Raw genomic sequence first — 16,250 nt, forward strand, 5'->3', positions numbered from 1 at the left:
ACAAAGGCAGCCGAAGCTGCCTTTGTGTCCTTGCCCGTTCCGAAGGCCGGGCGTTGCGCTTACTTGCGCTGCGGCGGCAAGTCCGTGCAGGAGCCGTGCGCCACCTCAGCCGCCATGCCCAGGCTCTCGCCCAGCGTGGGGTGAGGATGGATGGTCTTGCCGATGTCCACGGCGTCGGCACCCATTTCAATGGCCAGCGCGATCTCGCCGATCATGTCGCCCGCATGCGTGCCGACGATGCCGCCGCCCAGGATGCGGCCATGGCCATGCGCCTCGGGGCTGTCGTCGAACAGCAGCTTGGTGACGCCTTCGTCGCGGCCATTGGCAATGGCGCGGCCCGATGCCGTCCAGGGGAAGACCCCCTTCTTGACCTTGATGCCCTGGGCCTTGGCCTGGTCCTCGGTCAGGCCCACCCACGCCACTTCCGGGTCGGTGTAGGCCACGCTGGGGATCACGCGGGCATTGAAGGCGCTGGCGGCCAGCTCCTTGTTGCCCTGCAGTTCACCGGCGATGACTTCGGCGGCCACATGGGCCTCGTGCACGGCCTTGTGCGCCAGCATGGGCTGGCCCACCACGTCGCCGATGGCGAAGATGTGGGGCACGTTGGTGCGCATCTGGATGTCGACTTCGATGAAACCGCGGTCCGTGACGGCCACGCCGGCCTTCTCGGCGGCGATCTTCTTGCCGTTGGGCGTGCGGCCCACGGCCTGCAGCACCAGGTCGTAGACCTGGGCCTCGGGCACGGTGACGCCGTCCTTGGCGGGCGCGAAGCTGACCTTGATGCCTTCGGGCGTGGCTTCGGCACCCACGGTCTTGGTGTTGACCATGATGTTGTCGAAGCGCGGCGCGTTCATCTTCTGCCAGACCTTGACCAGGTCGCGGTCGGCGCCCTGCATGAGGCCGTCCATCATCTCCACCACGTCCAGGCGTGCGCCCAGCGTGGAGTAGACGGTGCCCATTTCCAGGCCGATGATGCCGCCGCCCAGGATCAGCATGCGTTTGGGCACGCTGGCCAGGTCCAGCGCGCCGGTGGAGTCCACCACGCGCGGGTCCTTGGGCATGAAGGGCAGGTGCACGGCCTGGCTGCCGGCGGCAATGATGGCGCGCTTGAACTGCACGATCTTCTTGCTGCCGGTCTTTTCCTGGCCATCGCCCGTGGTCTCTTCCACTTCCAGGTGGTTGGCGCCGACGAAATTGCCGTAGCCGCGCACCACGGTGACCTTGCGCATCTTGGCCATCTGGCCCAGGCCACCGGTCAGCTTGCCGATGACCTTGTCCTTGTGGCCGCGCAGCTGGTCGATGTTGACCTCGGGCGCGCCGAACTTGACGCCTGCCACTTCCAGGTGCTTGACCTCGTCCACGACGGCCGCCACGTGCAGCAGCGCCTTCGAGGGAATGCAGCCCACGTTCAGGCAGACGCCGCCGAGGGTCTTGTAGCGCTCGACGATGACCACGTTCAGGCCCAGGTCGGCTGCGCGGAAGGCGGCAGAGTAGCCGCCAGGGCCACCGCCGAGCACGACCACGTCGCAGTCATAGTCGGCCACGCCACCCGCGTAGCTGGCTGCCGCAGGAGCAGGGGCCGGGGCCGCTGGAGCCGGCACGGCAGGTGCCGCGGCGCTGGCGGCTGCAGGAGCCGCAGCGGCAGCCTGGGGCGCAGCGGCCGCCTCGCCGGCAGCCTCCAGCGTCAGGACCACGGAGCCCTCGGCGACCTTGTCGCCGATCTTGACCTTGAGTTCCTTGACCACGCCGGCATGGCTGGAGGGGATCTCCATGGAGGCCTTGTCGGACTCCACGGTGATCAGGGACTGGTCCTTGGCCACGGTGTCACCGGGCTGGACCAGCAGTTCGATCACGCCCACTTCGGCGAAGTCGCCGATGTCGGGCACCTTGATGTCGATGATTACCATGTGTCGGGCCTCCGTTTACAGCAGGATGCGGCGGTAGTCCGCCAGCACCTGACCCAGGTAGGCGTTGAAGCGCGCGGCCGAGGCACCGTCGATGACGCGGTGGTCATAGGACAGCGACAGCGGCAGCGTCAGGCGCGGCACGAACTGCTTGCCGTCCCACACGGGCTTCATCTGGCCCTTGGACAGGCCGAGGATGGCCACTTCCGGGGCGTTGATGATGGGGGTGAAGTTCGTGCCGCCGATGCCGCCCAGCGACGAGATCGAGAAGCAGCCGCCCTGCATGTCGGCAGCGCCGAGCTTGCCGTCGCGGGCCTTCTTGGCCAGCTCGCCCATTTCCTGGCTGATCTGCAGGATGCCCTTCTTGTCGGCATCGCGCAGCACGGGCACCACCAGGCCATTGGGCGTGTCTGCCGCAAAGCCGATGTGGAAGTACTGCTTGTAGACCAGGGTGTCGCCGTCCAGCGAGGCGTTGAACTCCGGGAACTTCTTGAGCGCCGCGACCACCGCCTTGATCACGAAGGCCAGCATGGTCACCTTGACGCCGCTCTTCTCGTTCTCCTTGTTGGTGGAGACGCGGAAAGCTTCCAGGTCGGTGATGTCGGCCTCGTCGTTGTTGGTGACGTGGGGGATCATGACCCAGTTGCGCGACAGGTTGGCGCCGCTGATCTTCTTGATGCGCGACAGGTCCTTGCGCTCGACCGGGCCGAATTTGGCGAAGTCCACCTTGGGCCAGGGCAGCAGGTCCAGGCCGGCGCCGCCGCCGGAGCCGCCCTTGGGAGCCGCCGCAGCCTGGGCCTTGGTCTGCACGGCACCGGCCATGACGGACTTGGTGAAAGCCTGGATGTCGTCGGCCGTGATGCGGCCCTTGTTGCCCGAGCCCTTGACCTCGTCCAGCGGCACACCCAGTTCGCGGGCGAACTTGCGCACGGAGGGCGATGCATGGGGCAGCTTGCCGGTGGGCGCCACGGTGGGGTTGTGTGCAGGTGCAGCGGCAGCCACCGGAGCTGCAGCGGCCGGGGCCGCAGTTGCCGGTGCAGGGGCTGCAGCAGCAGGTGCCGGGGCCGCAGCCTGGGCTGCAGGCGCGGCAGCGCCCTGCACGCTCATCTGGCCGACCACGTCGCCCACGTTGACCGTATCGCCGATCTTGAGCGTCAGCGCCGTGATGGTGCCCGCTGCGGGCGAGGGGATCTCCATCGAGGCCTTGTCGGATTCGACAGTGAACAGCGATTGCTCTGCCGTCACGGTGTCGCCGACCTTGACCAGCATCTCGATCACGGCCACGTCCTTGAAGTCGCCGATGTCGGGAATCTTGATATCGATCTGCGTGGCGGCGCCCGAGGCCGCAGGCGCGGCAGCGGGAGCAGCGGCCGGCGCAGGCGCAGATGCAGGCGCAGCAGATGCAGGCGCTGCCACGGGAGCCGGGGCAGCAGCTGCCGGTGCCGGTGCCGGTGCCGCAGCGTCTGCGGTCTCGATCACGGCAATGATGCTGCCTTGCTTGACCTTGTCGCCCAGGTTCACGCGCAGCTCCTTGAGCACGCCGGCGTGGCTGGACGGAATCTCCATCGATGCCTTGTCGGACTCGACGGTGATCAGCGATTGCTCGGCCTTGATCTGGTCGCCGGCCTTGACCAGCACTTCGATCACACCGACTTCATCGAAATCGCCGATGTCCGGAACTTGAATGTCTACCAATGCCATAGGTGTCTCCCGTTCTTACTCAGGCGTGCAGCGGGTTGATCTTGTCGGCCTTGATGCCGTACTTGGCGATCGCCTCGGCCACGGTGGTGGCGTTGATCTTGCCTTCTTCGGCCAGCGCGCGCAGTGCGGCGACCACGATGTAGTGGCGGTCCACCTCGAAGTGCTCGCGCAGCTTGCGGCGGAAGTCCGAACGGCCGAAGCCGTCGGTGCCCAGCACCTTGTAGGTGCGGCCCTTGGGCATATAGGGACGGATCTGCTCGGCGTAGGCCTTCATGTAGTCGGTGGATGCGATCACCGGGCCATTGTGCGACTGCAGCTGCTGCGTGACGAAGGGCACCTTCTGCGTTTCCAGCGGATGCAGCAGGTTCCAGCGGTCGGCTTCCTGGCCGTCGCGGGTCAGTTCGTTGAAGCTGGGGCAGCTCCACACGTCGGCGGCAATGCCCCAATCGGCCAGCAGCAGTTCCTGGGCGAAGAAGGATTCGCGCAGGATGGTGCCCGATCCCAGCAGCTGCACGCGCAGGCCGCTTTCCGGCACCTTCTGGCCGGGCTTGCACAGGTACATGCCCTTGATGATCTGCTGCTCGGTGCCAGGCGTGAGGCCGGGCATGGCGTAGTTCTCGTTGAGCAGCGTGATGTAGTAGAAGACGTTTTCCTGCTCCTGCACCATGCGGCGCAGGCCGTCCTGCATGATCACGGCGACTTCGTGGGCGAAGGTCGGGTCGTAGCTCACGCAGTTGGGAATGGTGTTGGCCAGGATGTGGCTGTGGCCGTCTTCGTGCTGCAGGCCTTCGCCGTTCAGCGTGGTGCGGCCCGAAGTGCCGCCCAGCAGGAAGCCGCGCGCCTGCATGTCGCCGGCCGCCCAGGCCAGGTCACCAATGCGCTGGAAGCCGAACATCGAGTAGTACACGTAGAACGGGATCATGATCCGGTTGCTCGTGCTGTAGCTCGTGGCTGCCGCGATCCAGCTGCTCATGCCGCCGGCTTCGTTGATGCCTTCCTGCAGGATCTGGCCAGCCTTGTCCTCGCGGTAGTACATCACCTGGTCCTTGTCGACCGGGGTGTACTGCTGTCCAGCGGGGTTGTAGATGCCGATCTGGCGGAACAGGCCTTCCATGCCGAAGGTACGTGCCTCGTCCACCAGGATGGGCACGACGCGTGGGCCGATTTCCTTGTCGCGCAGCAGCTGCGTCAGGAAACGCACATAGGCCTGCGTGGTCGAGATCTCACGGCCTTCGGGCGTGGCTTCGAGGATGGCCTTGAAGGTGTCCAGCGCAGGCGCCGTGAACTGCTCGCTGGCCTTGACGCGGCGGTGCGGCAGGTAGCCGCCCAGGGCCTTGCGGCGCTCGTGCAGGTAGCGCATTTCCGGCGTGTCGTCGGCCGGCTTGTAGAAAGGCAGGTCGGCGATCTGGCTGTCGGGAATCGGGATGTTGAAGCGGTCGCGGAAGGCCTTGATGTCCTCGTCGCCCAGCTTCTTGGTCTGGTGAACGGTGTTCTTGCCTTCACCGATCTTGCCCATGCCGAAGCCCTTGACGGTCTTGACCAGCAGCACGGTGGGCTGGCCCTTGTGCGAGTTGGCCGCATGGAAGGCCGCATAGACCTTCTGCGAATCGTGGCCGCCGCGGCGCAGGTTCCAGATCTCGTCGTCGCTCATGTGCTCGACCATCTTCAGCGCGCGCGGATCGCGGCCGAAGAAGTTCTTGCGCACGTAGGCGCCGTCATTGGCCTTGAACGACTGGTAGTCGCCGTCGTTGCACTCGGCCATGATCTTCTTGAGCACGCCGTCCTTGTCCTTGGCCAGCAGCTCGTCCCAGCCCTTGCCCCACAGCAGCTTGATGACGTTCCAGCCGGAGCCGCGGAACTCGCCCTCGAGTTCCTGGATGATCTTGCCGTTGCCGCGCACCGGACCGTCCAGGCGCTGCAGGTTGCAGTTGATCACGAAGATCAGGTTGTCCAGCTTTTCGCGGGCGGCCAGGGAGATCGCACCCAGCGACTCGACCTCGTCCATTTCCCCGTCGCCGCAGAAGACCCAGACCTTGCGGTTTTCGGTGTCGGCAATGCCGCGGGCGTGCAGGTACTTGAGGAAGCGCGCCTGGTAGATGGCCATCAGCGGGCCCAGGCCCATGGACACCGTGGGGAACTGCCAGAACTCGGGCATCAGCTTGGGGTGCGGGTAGCTGGACAGGCCCTTGCCGTCCACTTCCTGGCGGAAGTTCAGCAGCTGCTCTTCGGAGATGCGGCCTTCCAGATAGGCGCGGGCATAGATGCCGGGCGAGACGTGGCCCTGGATGTACAGGCAATCGCCACCGTGGTTTTCGTTTTCGGCGTGCCAGAAGTGGTTGAAGCCGGCCGCAAACATGTTGGCCAGCGAAGCGAAGGAGCCGATGTGGCCACCCAGGTCACCGCCTTCGGGTGGGTGCAGGCGGTTGGCCTTGACCACCATGGCCATGGCGTTCCAGCGCATGTAGGCGCGCAGGCGGCCTTCGATTTCCAGGTTGCCGGGACAGCGCGCTTCCTGCGAGGCCTCGATGGTGTTCACGTAGCCGGTGTTGGCCGAGAAGGGCATGTCCACGCTGTTCTGGCGTGCATGTTCGAGCAGGTCCTCGATCAGCTTGTGCGCATATTCAGCGCCTTCACGGTCGATGACGGCCGACAGTGCGTCCATCCATTCGCGCGATTCTTGTTGGTCCAGGCCGGCGGGAACGCCTGCATTGCCTTGCGGGTCAGTCTGAGCTGTCATGGGAATGTCTCCTTGCAGAAGGTAGCGTCTTGGGGTCGAACCAGTGAGCGGCGCAGCGCGCCATCGCAGGCGGGTAGTTCACCACGCCTTGCGCGGCACAGACCCTGTCTGGCGAACTTGAAGATACCGATTCACTGCCTCAATGCTCGGCGAGTGTCGCATACTTTTTTCGAATTTCAAATGGTGCTTTTTGATTTCATAATTTGAAATTTTGCTGCAAACGCACATACAGTGAAGACCTCAAAGAACGTCGCCGAAGCGCCTGCGTGGCGACTCCAATACTCCTTAAAAACAGTCAGACTCTCCCCTACACTGGGCGCATGCAATCCTCCCCTTCCGAGCACGGCACGCACAGCCCTGCCCCCATGGCAGGCGTGGCCGCGCCAGTGCGCTGGTGGCGCAGCTGGTGGCGCAGTCTTTCCCCCACGCGCCAGGACCGCTTTGCGGCACTCGCCCCGCTGGCCGCCGTACTGATGTTCATGGCCGCCATCGTCGCGTCGTTCTGGTATCTGCGCATGGAGGAGATCGACCGCGAGAAGGAAGCGTTGCACCGCGACGTGGAATATGCCCAGCAGCGCGTGCGCCTGCGCCTGCTGGAGCGCCAGGAGCAACTGATGCGCATGGCGCGCGACATCAGCAACCACGATCTGGCCGAGTCCGATTTCGCCAGCCGCGCGGAAGCGCTCATCAGCCAGTATCCCGAACTGCAGTCCATCACCTGGATCGACTCCCAACGCCGCATTCTGGCCAGCCAGTCCGCCCCCACCGTGAGCAGCGACCAGTTGCGCATCCCCCGCGAGGTCCTGCGCGCCGGTGACGCCCTGGAGGCCTACCAGCTCGCGCGCGAGATGCAGCAGCCCATCTACGTGCAAGGCCTGGCCCACAAGGGCGAGGCCGCGCCGCTGCTGCAGCTGCATGTGCCGCTGGCGCAGGACGGCCGCTACATCGGCGAGCTGCTGGGCGAGTATTCCGTGGACAGCCTGCTGCGCTACGGCACGCCCACCGAAATCATGGCCCGCTATGCCATGACCATGCTCGACAGCCGGGGCCAGGTTCTGGCCGGCACACCGCTGACGCCGCGCAAGCAAAATGCCACCGACCTGCTGCGCTGGCGCACGGTGGCCAATGAGGACGAGGCTCCGGTCGCCCCCGTGGGCAACAGTCTGGTGCTGCGCGCACAGGCCTACCGCACCTCGCTGGGCGTGGTGGGCAGCGGCCTGTTCTGGCTGGTGGGCACGCTCAGCGCGATGACGGCATGGCTGCTGCTGGCCACCTGGCGCCACACGCGACGCCGCCAGCGCGCGCAGGAAGCCCTGGTTGCCGAAACCAATTTCCGCCGCGCCATGGAGAACTCGGTGCTCACCGGCATGCGCGCGCTGGACCTGCAAGGCCGCATCACCTACGTGAACGCCGCCTTCTGCCAGATGACGGGATGGAGCGAATCCGAACTCGTCGGCCAGATGCCGCCCTATTCCTACTGGCCCGACAACGACTACGACAACCTGCACTCCAAGCTGCGCGAAGAGCTTTCGGGCAAGACCATCGTCGGGGGCTTTCAGGTGCGCGTGCAGCGCAAGAACGGCACGCAGTTCGATGCGCGCCTGTATGTCTCGCCGCTGATCGACGCCCATGGCCAGCACACGGGCTGGATGTCGTCCATGACCGACATCACCGAGCCCAACCGCATCCGCGAGCAACTGTCGGCCTCCTATGAGCGCTTCACCATCGTGCTGGAGGCGCTGGACGCCTCGGTGTCCGTCGCCCCGCTTGGCAGCGCCGAGCTGCTGTTCGCCAACAAGCTGTACCGGCAATGGTTCGGCTCGCAGACCGATGGCCATCTGCAGCTCGTCGCCCAGGCCGGCGTGCTGCCCGTGCGCTCTCAGCCGCAGGGCATGGACGATGAGGATGGCCTGATGGGCCTGCCCACCGACTCGCTGACCAGCGCACGCAGCGAGAACGCCGAGATCTATCTGCCCGAACTGGGCAAGTGGCTGGAAGTGCGCTCGCGCTACCTGAGCTGGGTGGACGGACGCCTGGCGCAGATGGTGATCGCCACCGACATCACGCCGCGCCGCCTGGCCGAGGAGCAGGCCGATCGCCAGGCCGAGCACGCCCAGTCCGTCAGCCGCCTGATCACCATGGGCGAGATGGCCTCCAGCGTGGCCCACGAACTCAACCAGCCGCTGACCGCCATCAGCAACTACTGCAGCGGCATGCTCACGCGCCTCGAAAAAGGCACGCTGACCGAGGAGCAGATGAAGTTCGCGCTGGAGAAGACCGCCCACCAGGCGCAGCGCGCGGGCCAGATCATTTTGCGCATACGCTCCTTCGTCAAGCGCAGCGAACCCAACCGCACCCTGGCCCAGGTCACCGACATGGTCAGCGAGGCGGTGGAGCTGGCCGGCATCGAGCTGCGCCGCCGCAATGTACAGCTGACCTACCACGTGGCCGAGCGCATGCCGGCCATCATGGCCGACACCATCCTCATCGAGCAGGTGCTGGTCAACCTCATGAAGAACGGCGCCGAATCCATCGAGCAATCGGGCCGCCCCAGCCACCAGCGCAACGTGGAACTGCGCGTGGTGCCGCGCACCATCGAGGACCAGCGCGTCATCGAATTCAACGTGCAGGACACCGGCAAGGGCTTGCCGCCCGAGGTGCTGGAGCGCCTCTTCGAGGCCTTCTTCACCACCAAGAGCGAAGGTATGGGCATGGGCCTGAATCTGTGCCGCAGCATTGTCGAGTCCCACCAGGGCCGTATGCGTGCCGAGAACCTCTACAATGGTTCCGAGGTTGTCGGCTGCCGATTTTCATTCTGGCTGCCGCTGGCCCCGCCGGGCGACGCGACAACGCCGGCAGCGACCATTGAACCCACAACAAGGACGATTGCATGAGCTTGATCCCCAAAAAAGGCACTGTGTACGTAGTTGATGACGACGAAGCGGTTCGTGATTCGCTGCAATGGTTGTTGGAGGGCAAGGACTATCGTGTGCGCTGCTTCGACTCGGCCGAGACCTTCCTCTCGCGCTACGACCCACGCGAAATCGCCTGCCTCATCGTCGACATCCGCATGGGCGGCATGACCGGCCTGGAACTGCAGGACCGACTGATCGAACGCAAGTCTCCCCTGCCCATCGTCTTCATCACCGGCCACGGTGACGTGCCCATGGCGGTGAACACCATGAAGAAGGGCGCACTGGACTTCATCCAGAAGCCGTTCAACGAGGAAGAACTGCTGAACCTGGTCGAGCGCATGCTGGACCATGCCCGCGAAGCCTTTGCCGGCCACCAGCAGGCCGCCAGCCGCGACGCCCTGCTGGCCAAGCTGACCAGCCGCGAAGCCCAGGTGCTCGAGCGCATCGTCGCCGGCCGCCTGAACAAGCAGATCGCCGACGACCTGGGCATCAGCATCAAGACCGTGGAGGCGCACCGCGCCAACATCATGGAAAAGCTCAACGCCAACACTGTGGCCGACCTGCTCAAGATCGCCCTGGGCCAGGGCCAGACCGCTGCGGCGGCCAAGGCGGCCGTCGCAGGATAAGCACCGACGCCATCCCCTGCTTTCTTCAAAGGGCTGCTAGCGCTTGACCAACAAGCCCTAGCAGCATTTTTATTTTGGTATCCACTGCAATGACAGCCCAACTCATCGACGGCAACGCCCTCTCCCGCCAACTGCGTGCCGAAGTCGCACAGCGCGCCACTGCCCTGAAGGCCCGAGGGACCACGCCCGGCCTGGCCGTGGTCCTGGTCGGCGACAACCCGGCCTCCCAGGTCTATGTGCGCAACAAGGTCAAGGCCTGCGAGGACGCAGGCTTTCATTCCGTGCTGGAGAAGTACGACGCCTCGATGACAGAAGCCGAACTGCTGGCCCGCGTCGAGGCGCTGAACAACGACCCCGACATCCACGGCATCCTGGTCCAGCTGCCGCTGCCCGCCCACATCGACGACCACAAGGTCATCGAGACCATCTCGCCGCTCAAGGATGTGGATGGCTTTCACGTGGCCAGCGCCGGCGCGCTGATGGTGGGCGAAGTCGGCTTCAAGGCCTGCACGCCCTATGGCTGCATGAAGATGCTCGAATCCATCGGCATGAAGGACCTGCGCGGCAAGCACGCCGTGGTCATCGGCCGCTCCAACATCGTCGGCAAGCCCATGGCCATGATGCTGCTGGCCGCCAATGCCACCGTCACCATCTGCCACAGCGGCACGGCGGACCTGGCCGCCATGACGCGCCAGGCCGACATCGTGGTCGCCGCCGTGGGCAAGCGCAATGTGCTGACCGCAGACATGTGCAAGCCTGGCGCCGTGGTCATCGACGTGGGCATGAACCGCAACGACGAAGGCAAGCTCTGCGGCGACGTGGACTTTGACGGCGTCAAGGAAGTGGCCGGCTTCATCACCCCCGTGCCGGGCGGCGTCGGCCCCATGACGATTACCATGCTGCTGGTCAACACCATGGAGGCGGCCGAGCGCGCCGCCGGCTGACCAGGAGCTGACAAGCATCGGGCGGCTCCCCGGGGAGCCGCTTGATTTCAATGCACCCGACGGCATCTGACACGCATGAGCAATCCCCTCCTCGAATCCTCCGACCTGCCCCTGTTCGATCGCATCCGCCCCGCCGACGTCGGCCCGGCCATCGACCATCTTCTGACCGGGGCCTGCGAGGCCCTGGAGACCGTCACGGCACCTGACTTCCCCGCGCGCTGGGATTCGATCTCCGCCGTGCTCGATGTCGCCACCGAGAAGCTGGGGACCGCCTGGGGCGCCGTCAGCCACCTCAACAGCGTGGCCGACACACCCGAGCTGCGCGCTGCCTACAACGAATCCCTGCCCAAGGTCACCGAGTTCTGGACGCGCCTGGGCGCCGACGAGCGGCTGTACGCCAAGTACAAGGCCATCGACCCTGCCACGCTCAACGTGGAGCAGCGCGCCGCCTGGGACCATGCCATGCGCAATTTCGTGCTGTCTGGCGCGGAGCTGCAGGGTGAAGCCAAGCTGCGCTTTGCCAAGATTCAGGAACGCTCGGCCGAACTCACGCAGAAGTTCAGCGAGAACGCGCTGGATGCCACCGATGCCTTTGCCTACTACGCCACGGCCGATGAGTTGGACGGTGTGCCCCAGGACGTGTGCCAGGCAGCCCGTGCCGCCGCCGAAGCCGAAGGCAAGCAAGGCTTCAAGCTCACGTTGAAGATGCCCTGCTACCTGCCCGTGATGCAGTTCGCCACCAGCAGCGCGCTGCGCGAGAAGCTCTACCGCGCCTATGTGACACGCGCCTCCGACCAGGCAGAGGGCGATGCCCGCCGCTTCGACAACACGGCCAACATTTCCGAAATACTGGCCCTGCGCAAGGAAGAGGCGCAGCTGCTGGGCTACCGCAACTTCGGCGAGATCTCGCTGGTTCCCAAGATGGCGCATTCGCCGCAGCAGGTGATCGACTTCCTGCGTGACCTCGCGCACCGCGCCCGCCCCTATGCCGAAAAGGATGTCGCCGACCTGCGCAGCTTTGCACGCAAGGAACTGGGCCTGGCCGATCCCCAGCCCTGGGACTGGGCCTATATCTCGGAAAAGCTCAAGGAAGCGCGCTATGCCTTCAGCGAGCAAGAGGTCAAGCAATATTTCCCCGCCCCCAAGGTGCTGGCCGGCCTGTTCAAGATCGTGGAGACGCTGTTCGACGTGGCCATCCGCCGCGACGTGGCGCCGGTGTGGCATCCCGCTGTCGAGTTCTATCGCATCGAGCGCAGCACGCCGCAAGGCCCCCAACTGGTCGGCCAGTTCTACCTGGACCAGCCCGCACGTTCGGGCAAGCGCGGCGGCGCCTGGATGGACGATGTACGCACCCGCTGGCTGCGCCCCGACAGCCACAAGCTGCAGACGCCGGTCGCGCACCTGGTCTGCAACTTTGCCACCGGCGTTGACGGCAAGCCGGCCCTGCTCACGCACGATGACGTGATCACGCTGTTCCATGAGACAGGCCATGGCCTGCACCACATGCTGACCCAGGTCAACGAGCGCGATGTCTCGGGCATCGCGGGCGTGGAATGGGACGCGGTGGAACTGCCGAGCCAGTTCATGGAAAACTTCTGCTGGGAGTGGGAAGTGCTCAAGCACATGACCGCCCACGTGGACACGGGCGAGCCACTGCCGCGCGCACTGTACGACAAGATGATCGCGGCCAAGAACTTCCAGTCGGGCATGCAGACGCTGCGCCAGATCGAGTTCTCGCTGTTCGACATGCTGCTGCACACCGAGCACGATCCGAAGGCCGACATCATGCCGCTGCTGGCCCAGGTTCGCGCCGAAGTGGCCGTGCTGCCCTCGCCCGCCTACAGCCGCTCGGCCCATACCTTCAGCCACATCTTTGCAGGCGGCTACGCAGCGGGCTACTACAGCTACAAGTGGGCCGAAGTCCTCTCGGCGGATGCCTATGCGGCCTTCGAGGAAACCATGCTGGCCGATGGAACCCCCAACCCCGAGACAGGCCGCCGCTACCGCGAGGCCATTCTTGAAGCCGGCGGATCCCGCCCGGCGATGGAGTCGTTCAAGGCCTTCCGTGGCCGCGAACCCCAGCTGGACGCGCTATTGCGCCACCAGGGCATGGCCGAGGCCTGAGCCTGGCAACCCGGTCTGCAGCGCCCCGATGGGGCGCTTTTTCCTGGCCCGGCAACTCCACCGGATGCGCGCAGCCACATCCTGCGACTCCAGAAGATGGCCCAGGATGAATGGCACGCTATGCTTGCAGGCACTCCTGTGCGGGCATCCATCCGGCGAGTGGTCGCCGCCCCGGCACGAAACCCTTCTTCCGAAACCGAGATCGTCCATGCAGTCTTCTCCCAGCCTTGGCCACGGCGCCCTGCGCCACCTGATGCCATGCCTCGCCCTCGCCTGCCTTGCCGCCGCGCTGCCAGCCGCCGCACAGCAGGTCTACCGTATCGTCGGGCCGGATGGAAAAGTCACCTTCTCGGACCGCCCCGCCCAAAGCGCACAGCAGCAGGCAGCGCCCGCCGCCCAGGCAGTGGCGGGCGCCTCGGACAGCAACGCAGGCCTGCCCTATGCGCTGCGCCAGATTGCGAGCCGCTTTCCAGTGACGCTGTACTCCTCGTCCGATTGCACGCCTTGCGATAGCGCTCGTCAGTTGCTGCAGTCCCGGGGCATCCCCTATGCCGAGCGCCTGGTGCAGACCGAGGCGGACGCGGCAGCCCTGAACAAGCTCAGCGGGCAGACCGGACTGCCGTTTGCCACCATCGGCAAGCAGTTTCTGACCGGCTTCTCCTCCAGCGAATGGACGCAGTACCTGGATGCCGCAGGCTACCCCGCAAGCTCCCAGCTGCCTGCCCAGTACAAGCGGCCACCCGCGCAGCCCCTGACCACACCCAAGCCTGCCGCACCCGCCGCATCAGCGCCCGCCGCAGCACCCACCGCCGTGGAGCAGGCAAACAGGCGCGCCCCCATACCCGCCCCCGCGCCTGGTGCACGCACCAGCGACAACCCCGCAGGCCTGAGCTTCTAGGCAGACACTGCCGCAGTCAGGAGCCCGGCCGTGGATTCCATGCTGTCCGACGTGGCCTGGACCTTGGCCAGGCTGGGCACTCTTGTGGGCCTGCCTGCGCTCATCGGGTGGGTACTGGTGGCAAGGCCTTCGTGGCGAGAGCCGTTGCGGCTAACCTGCCTGGTGCTGGTGCCCTGCCTGATCACGCTGTGGTTCATGCATGACGGAGGCCTGGGCAACGGTCTCAACCGCCTGGCCTACTACATGACGACGGCTGGCTTCTTTGCCATCTACGCCGGGCTGGCGGCCGTCACCTGGCTCATTCAGCGCATCAAAAAACAGCGCACGCAAGCCTCATTGCGCGCGCTGTGTCTCGGTGGTATGGCCCTGCTCGTCTGGACCGCAGGCGCTGCGGTGTTCGAGAGCATCGGCTAGCAGCCGAGAGGCCAGGACCGGGTTCCTGCCTCAGTAGTCGAGCGTCTGCACGCCTTCAGGCGTGCCCAGCAGGCAGACCGATGCCTTCTGGTGCGCAAAAACGCCCACGGTGACCACGCCGGGCCACTGGTTGACCTCGGACTCAAAGGCCAGCGGCTCAGCAATCTTCAGGCCGCGCACATCAAGAATGTGCTGGCCGTTGTCCGTCACCAAAGGAGCGCCGTCCTTCATGCGGATCTCGGCCCGGCCACCCCTGGCCTCGAAACGCCGGGCAATCTGGGCAGCAGCCATGGGAATCACCTCCACCGGCAGCGGAAAGTCTCCCAGCACCTCGACGCGCTTGGAGGCATCGGCGATGCAGACAAAGCGCTCGGCCAGCGCCGCAACGATTTTCTCGCGCGTCAGTGCCGCGCCCCCGCCCTTGACCATGTAGCCCCGGCCGTCGATCTCGTCGGCGCCATCGATGTATACCGACAGGCGGTCCACCTCGTTGGCATCCAGCACCTTGATGCCCAGCGCCTTCAGGCGCTCGGTGCTGGCCACGGAGCTGGACACGGCCCCAGGGATCTGGTCCTTGATGGTGGCCAGCGCATCGATGAACTTGTTGACCGTCGAGCCCGTGCCGACGCCGACGATTTCGCCGGGCACTACGTAGGCCAGAGCGGCTTGCCCGACCAGGGCTTTGAGTTCATCTTGGGAAAAAGAGGCAGCAGATGTCGTCATGAGGGAAAATCCAGGTAATCCTTCGATTATCCCCATGTCTTTGATCCCCTACGCCCTGACCCGTCCCTTTCTCTTCGGCATGGACCCCGAATCCGCCCACGATCTCACGATGAACCTGATGGCAAAGGGGCAGAACACGCTCCTGCAGCAGGCCTGGGCCCAACCCATGGTGAGTGATCCCGTCGAGCTTGCCGGACTCAGGTTCCCCAATCGCGTCGGCATGGCTGCAGGCCTGGACAAGAACGCACGCTGTATCGATGCGCTGGCCGCCATGGGCTTCGGCTTCGTCGAGGTGGGCACCGTGACTCCGCGCGCGCAGCCCGGCAACCCCAAGCCGCGCATGTTCCGCATCCCCGAACGCAATGCGCTGATCAACCGACTGGGCTTCAACAACGAAGGCCTCGATGCATTCCTGAGCAACGTCAAGCGCTCACAGGCCCGCGCCATGGGCAAGCCCATGCTGCTGGGGCTGAACATCGGCAAGAACGCCAGCACGCCCATCGAAGAAGCCACCAGCGACTACCTCAAGGCGCTCGATGGCGTCTACCCGCATGCCGACTACGTGACGGTGAACATCAGCTCGCCCAACACCAAGAATCTGCGTGCCCTGCAAAGCGACGAAGCGCTGGATGCCTTGCTGGGAGCGATTGCCGAGCGGCGCGAGCGACTGGCCACGCAGCACGGCAAGCGGGCGCCGGTGTTCGTGAAGATCGCACCCGACCTGGATGAGGAGCAGGTCGGCGTCATCGCCACCACGCTGCAGCGCCACGGCATGGACGGCGTGATCGCCACCAACACCACGATCAGCCGGGATGCCGTCAAGGGCCTGCCCCACGCCGAAGAAACGGGCGGCCTTTCCGGCGCGCCGGTGCTGGAGGCCAGCAACCAGGTCATCCGCCAACTGCGCTCTGCGCTGGGAAGCCGCTACCCCATCATCGGCGTGGGAGGCATTCTCAGCGGCGAAGATGCGGTCAGCAAGATCCGGGCGGGCGCCGATGTGGTCCAGATCTACAGCGGCCTGATCTATCGGGGCCCCTGCCTGGTACCAGAGGCCGCACTGGCCATCGCGCAACTGCGTTGACTGCCGCGTTATCCGCGTGCTGACCAAAGAAAACGCCCGGCATGAACTGACCCCAAGAAGTTGGACGGTTGGAAGCTAGCGGCTCAAGGCCTGAGTTCGGTACTGCACCGGGCTCAGGCCTTTTAGTTTGAGCTTGATGCGTTGGTGGTTGTAGTAATGAATGTAGCGGCGCAGGCCGCGCTG

Annotated in this window: 12 protein-coding genes; 7 read left to right on the forward strand and 5 right to left on the reverse strand. The window is 65.4% G+C overall.

The genetic code is table 11. The features are described 5' to 3' along the window. Positions 1 to 59: 59 nt before the first annotated feature. The 3 genes from lpdA to aceE are packed head-to-tail and all read right to left on the reverse strand — an operon-like array spanning position 60 to position 6,342. Positions 60 to 1,907, reverse strand: a complete 1,848-nt coding sequence (gene lpdA / locus PO605_RS24190; RefSeq protein WP_272206991.1) for a dihydrolipoyl dehydrogenase — start codon at positions 1,905 to 1,907, stop codon at positions 60 to 62. Between the two features lie 15 nt (positions 1,908 to 1,922). After that, positions 1,923 to 3,605: a dihydrolipoyllysine-residue acetyltransferase gene (gene aceF, locus PO605_RS24195; RefSeq protein ID WP_047472037.1), complete on the reverse strand. Its 1,683-nt coding sequence runs from the start codon at positions 3,603 to 3,605 to the stop codon at positions 1,923 to 1,925. A gap of 19 nt (positions 3,606 to 3,624) precedes the next feature. Next, positions 3,625 to 6,342, reverse strand: a complete 2,718-nt coding sequence (gene aceE / locus PO605_RS24200) for a pyruvate dehydrogenase (acetyl-transferring), homodimeric type (protein WP_016447107.1) — start codon at positions 6,340 to 6,342, stop codon at positions 3,625 to 3,627. A 320-nt stretch (positions 6,343 to 6,662) separates the two neighbouring features. Here aceE and PO605_RS24205 point away from each other — a divergent pair, with 320 nt between their 5' ends. The 6 genes from PO605_RS24205 (at position 6,663) to PO605_RS24230 (ending at position 14,263) form a co-directional block, all read left to right on the forward strand. Further along, entirely contained in the window at positions 6,663 to 9,236 is a 2,574-nt protein-coding gene (locus PO605_RS24205; RefSeq protein ID WP_016447108.1) for a PAS domain-containing sensor histidine kinase, read from the forward strand. Beyond that, on the forward strand, positions 9,233 to 9,883 hold the full coding sequence (locus PO605_RS24210) for a response regulator transcription factor (protein WP_012205807.1): 651 nt from the start codon (positions 9,233 to 9,235) through the stop codon (positions 9,881 to 9,883). Before PO605_RS24205 ends, PO605_RS24210 begins: the two co-directional genes overlap by 4 nt. A gap of 89 nt (positions 9,884 to 9,972) precedes the next feature. Then, on the forward strand, positions 9,973 to 10,827 hold the full coding sequence (gene folD, locus PO605_RS24215; protein WP_016447109.1) for a bifunctional methylenetetrahydrofolate dehydrogenase/methenyltetrahydrofolate cyclohydrolase FolD: 855 nt from the start codon (positions 9,973 to 9,975) through the stop codon (positions 10,825 to 10,827). Between the two features lie 75 nt (positions 10,828 to 10,902). Continuing rightward, positions 10,903 to 12,951: a M3 family metallopeptidase gene (locus PO605_RS24220; RefSeq protein ID WP_017405846.1), complete on the forward strand. Its 2,049-nt coding sequence runs from the start codon at positions 10,903 to 10,905 to the stop codon at positions 12,949 to 12,951. Positions 12,952 to 13,159: 208 nt separating this feature from the next. After that, positions 13,160 to 13,849, forward strand: a complete 690-nt coding sequence (locus tag PO605_RS24225) for a glutaredoxin family protein (protein ID WP_047472039.1) — start codon at positions 13,160 to 13,162, stop codon at positions 13,847 to 13,849. 39 nt (positions 13,850 to 13,888) lie between these two features. Next, on the forward strand, positions 13,889 to 14,263 hold the full coding sequence (locus PO605_RS24230; protein WP_231574416.1) for a hypothetical protein: 375 nt from the start codon (positions 13,889 to 13,891) through the stop codon (positions 14,261 to 14,263). 30 nt (positions 14,264 to 14,293) lie between these two features. On the opposite strand, the gene rpiA is transcribed toward PO605_RS24230, so the two are convergent. Further along, positions 14,294 to 14,986 carry a ribose-5-phosphate isomerase RpiA gene (gene rpiA / locus PO605_RS24235; protein ID WP_026062503.1) on the reverse strand — a complete coding sequence of 231 codons (693 nt, stop codon included), beginning with the start codon at positions 14,984 to 14,986 and terminating at the stop codon, positions 14,294 to 14,296. 34 nt (positions 14,987 to 15,020) lie between these two features. Here rpiA and PO605_RS24240 point away from each other — a divergent pair, with 34 nt between their 5' ends. Further along, positions 15,021 to 16,067 (forward strand): quinone-dependent dihydroorotate dehydrogenase, encoded by a 1,047-nt coding sequence (locus PO605_RS24240; RefSeq protein WP_047472041.1) that lies wholly within the window; start codon positions 15,021 to 15,023, stop codon positions 16,065 to 16,067. 75 nt (positions 16,068 to 16,142) lie between these two features. On the opposite strand, the gene PO605_RS24245 is transcribed toward PO605_RS24240, so the two are convergent. Next, on the reverse strand, positions 16,143 to 16,250 hold a 108-nt coding region (locus PO605_RS24245), incomplete at its 5' end, for an IS3 family transposase (protein ID WP_272206511.1).

The sequence above is a fragment of the Delftia sp. DT-2 genome, from assembly GCF_028401915.1.
Lineage (GTDB): Bacteria > Pseudomonadota > Gammaproteobacteria > Burkholderiales > Burkholderiaceae_C > Comamonas > Comamonas tsuruhatensis.

Excerpts from the sequence above, each read along its gene's own strand:
- lpdA (WP_272206991.1), bottom strand. The coding sequence starts at position 1,907 with ATGGTAATCATCGACATCAAGGTGCCCGACATCGGCGACTTCGCCGAA.
- aceF (WP_047472037.1), bottom strand. The coding sequence starts at position 3,605 with ATGGCATTGGTAGACATTCAAGTTCCGGACATCGGCGATTTCGATGAA.
- aceE (WP_016447107.1), bottom strand. The coding sequence starts at position 6,342 with ATGACAGCTCAGACTGACCCGCAAGGCAATGCAGGCGTTCCCGCCGGC.
- PO605_RS24205 (WP_016447108.1), top strand. The coding sequence starts at position 6,663 with ATGCAATCCTCCCCTTCCGAGCACGGCACGCACAGCCCTGCCCCCATG.
- PO605_RS24210 (WP_012205807.1), top strand. The coding sequence starts at position 9,233 with ATGAGCTTGATCCCCAAAAAAGGCACTGTGTACGTAGTTGATGACGAC.
- folD (WP_016447109.1), top strand. The coding sequence starts at position 9,973 with ATGACAGCCCAACTCATCGACGGCAACGCCCTCTCCCGCCAACTGCGT.
- PO605_RS24220 (WP_017405846.1), top strand. The coding sequence starts at position 10,903 with ATGAGCAATCCCCTCCTCGAATCCTCCGACCTGCCCCTGTTCGATCGC.
- PO605_RS24225 (WP_047472039.1), top strand. The coding sequence starts at position 13,160 with ATGCAGTCTTCTCCCAGCCTTGGCCACGGCGCCCTGCGCCACCTGATG.
- PO605_RS24230 (WP_231574416.1), top strand. The coding sequence starts at position 13,889 with ATGCTGTCCGACGTGGCCTGGACCTTGGCCAGGCTGGGCACTCTTGTG.
- rpiA (WP_026062503.1), bottom strand. The coding sequence starts at position 14,986 with ATGACGACATCTGCTGCCTCTTTTTCCCAAGATGAACTCAAAGCCCTG.
- PO605_RS24240 (WP_047472041.1), top strand. The coding sequence starts at position 15,021 with ATGTCTTTGATCCCCTACGCCCTGACCCGTCCCTTTCTCTTCGGCATG.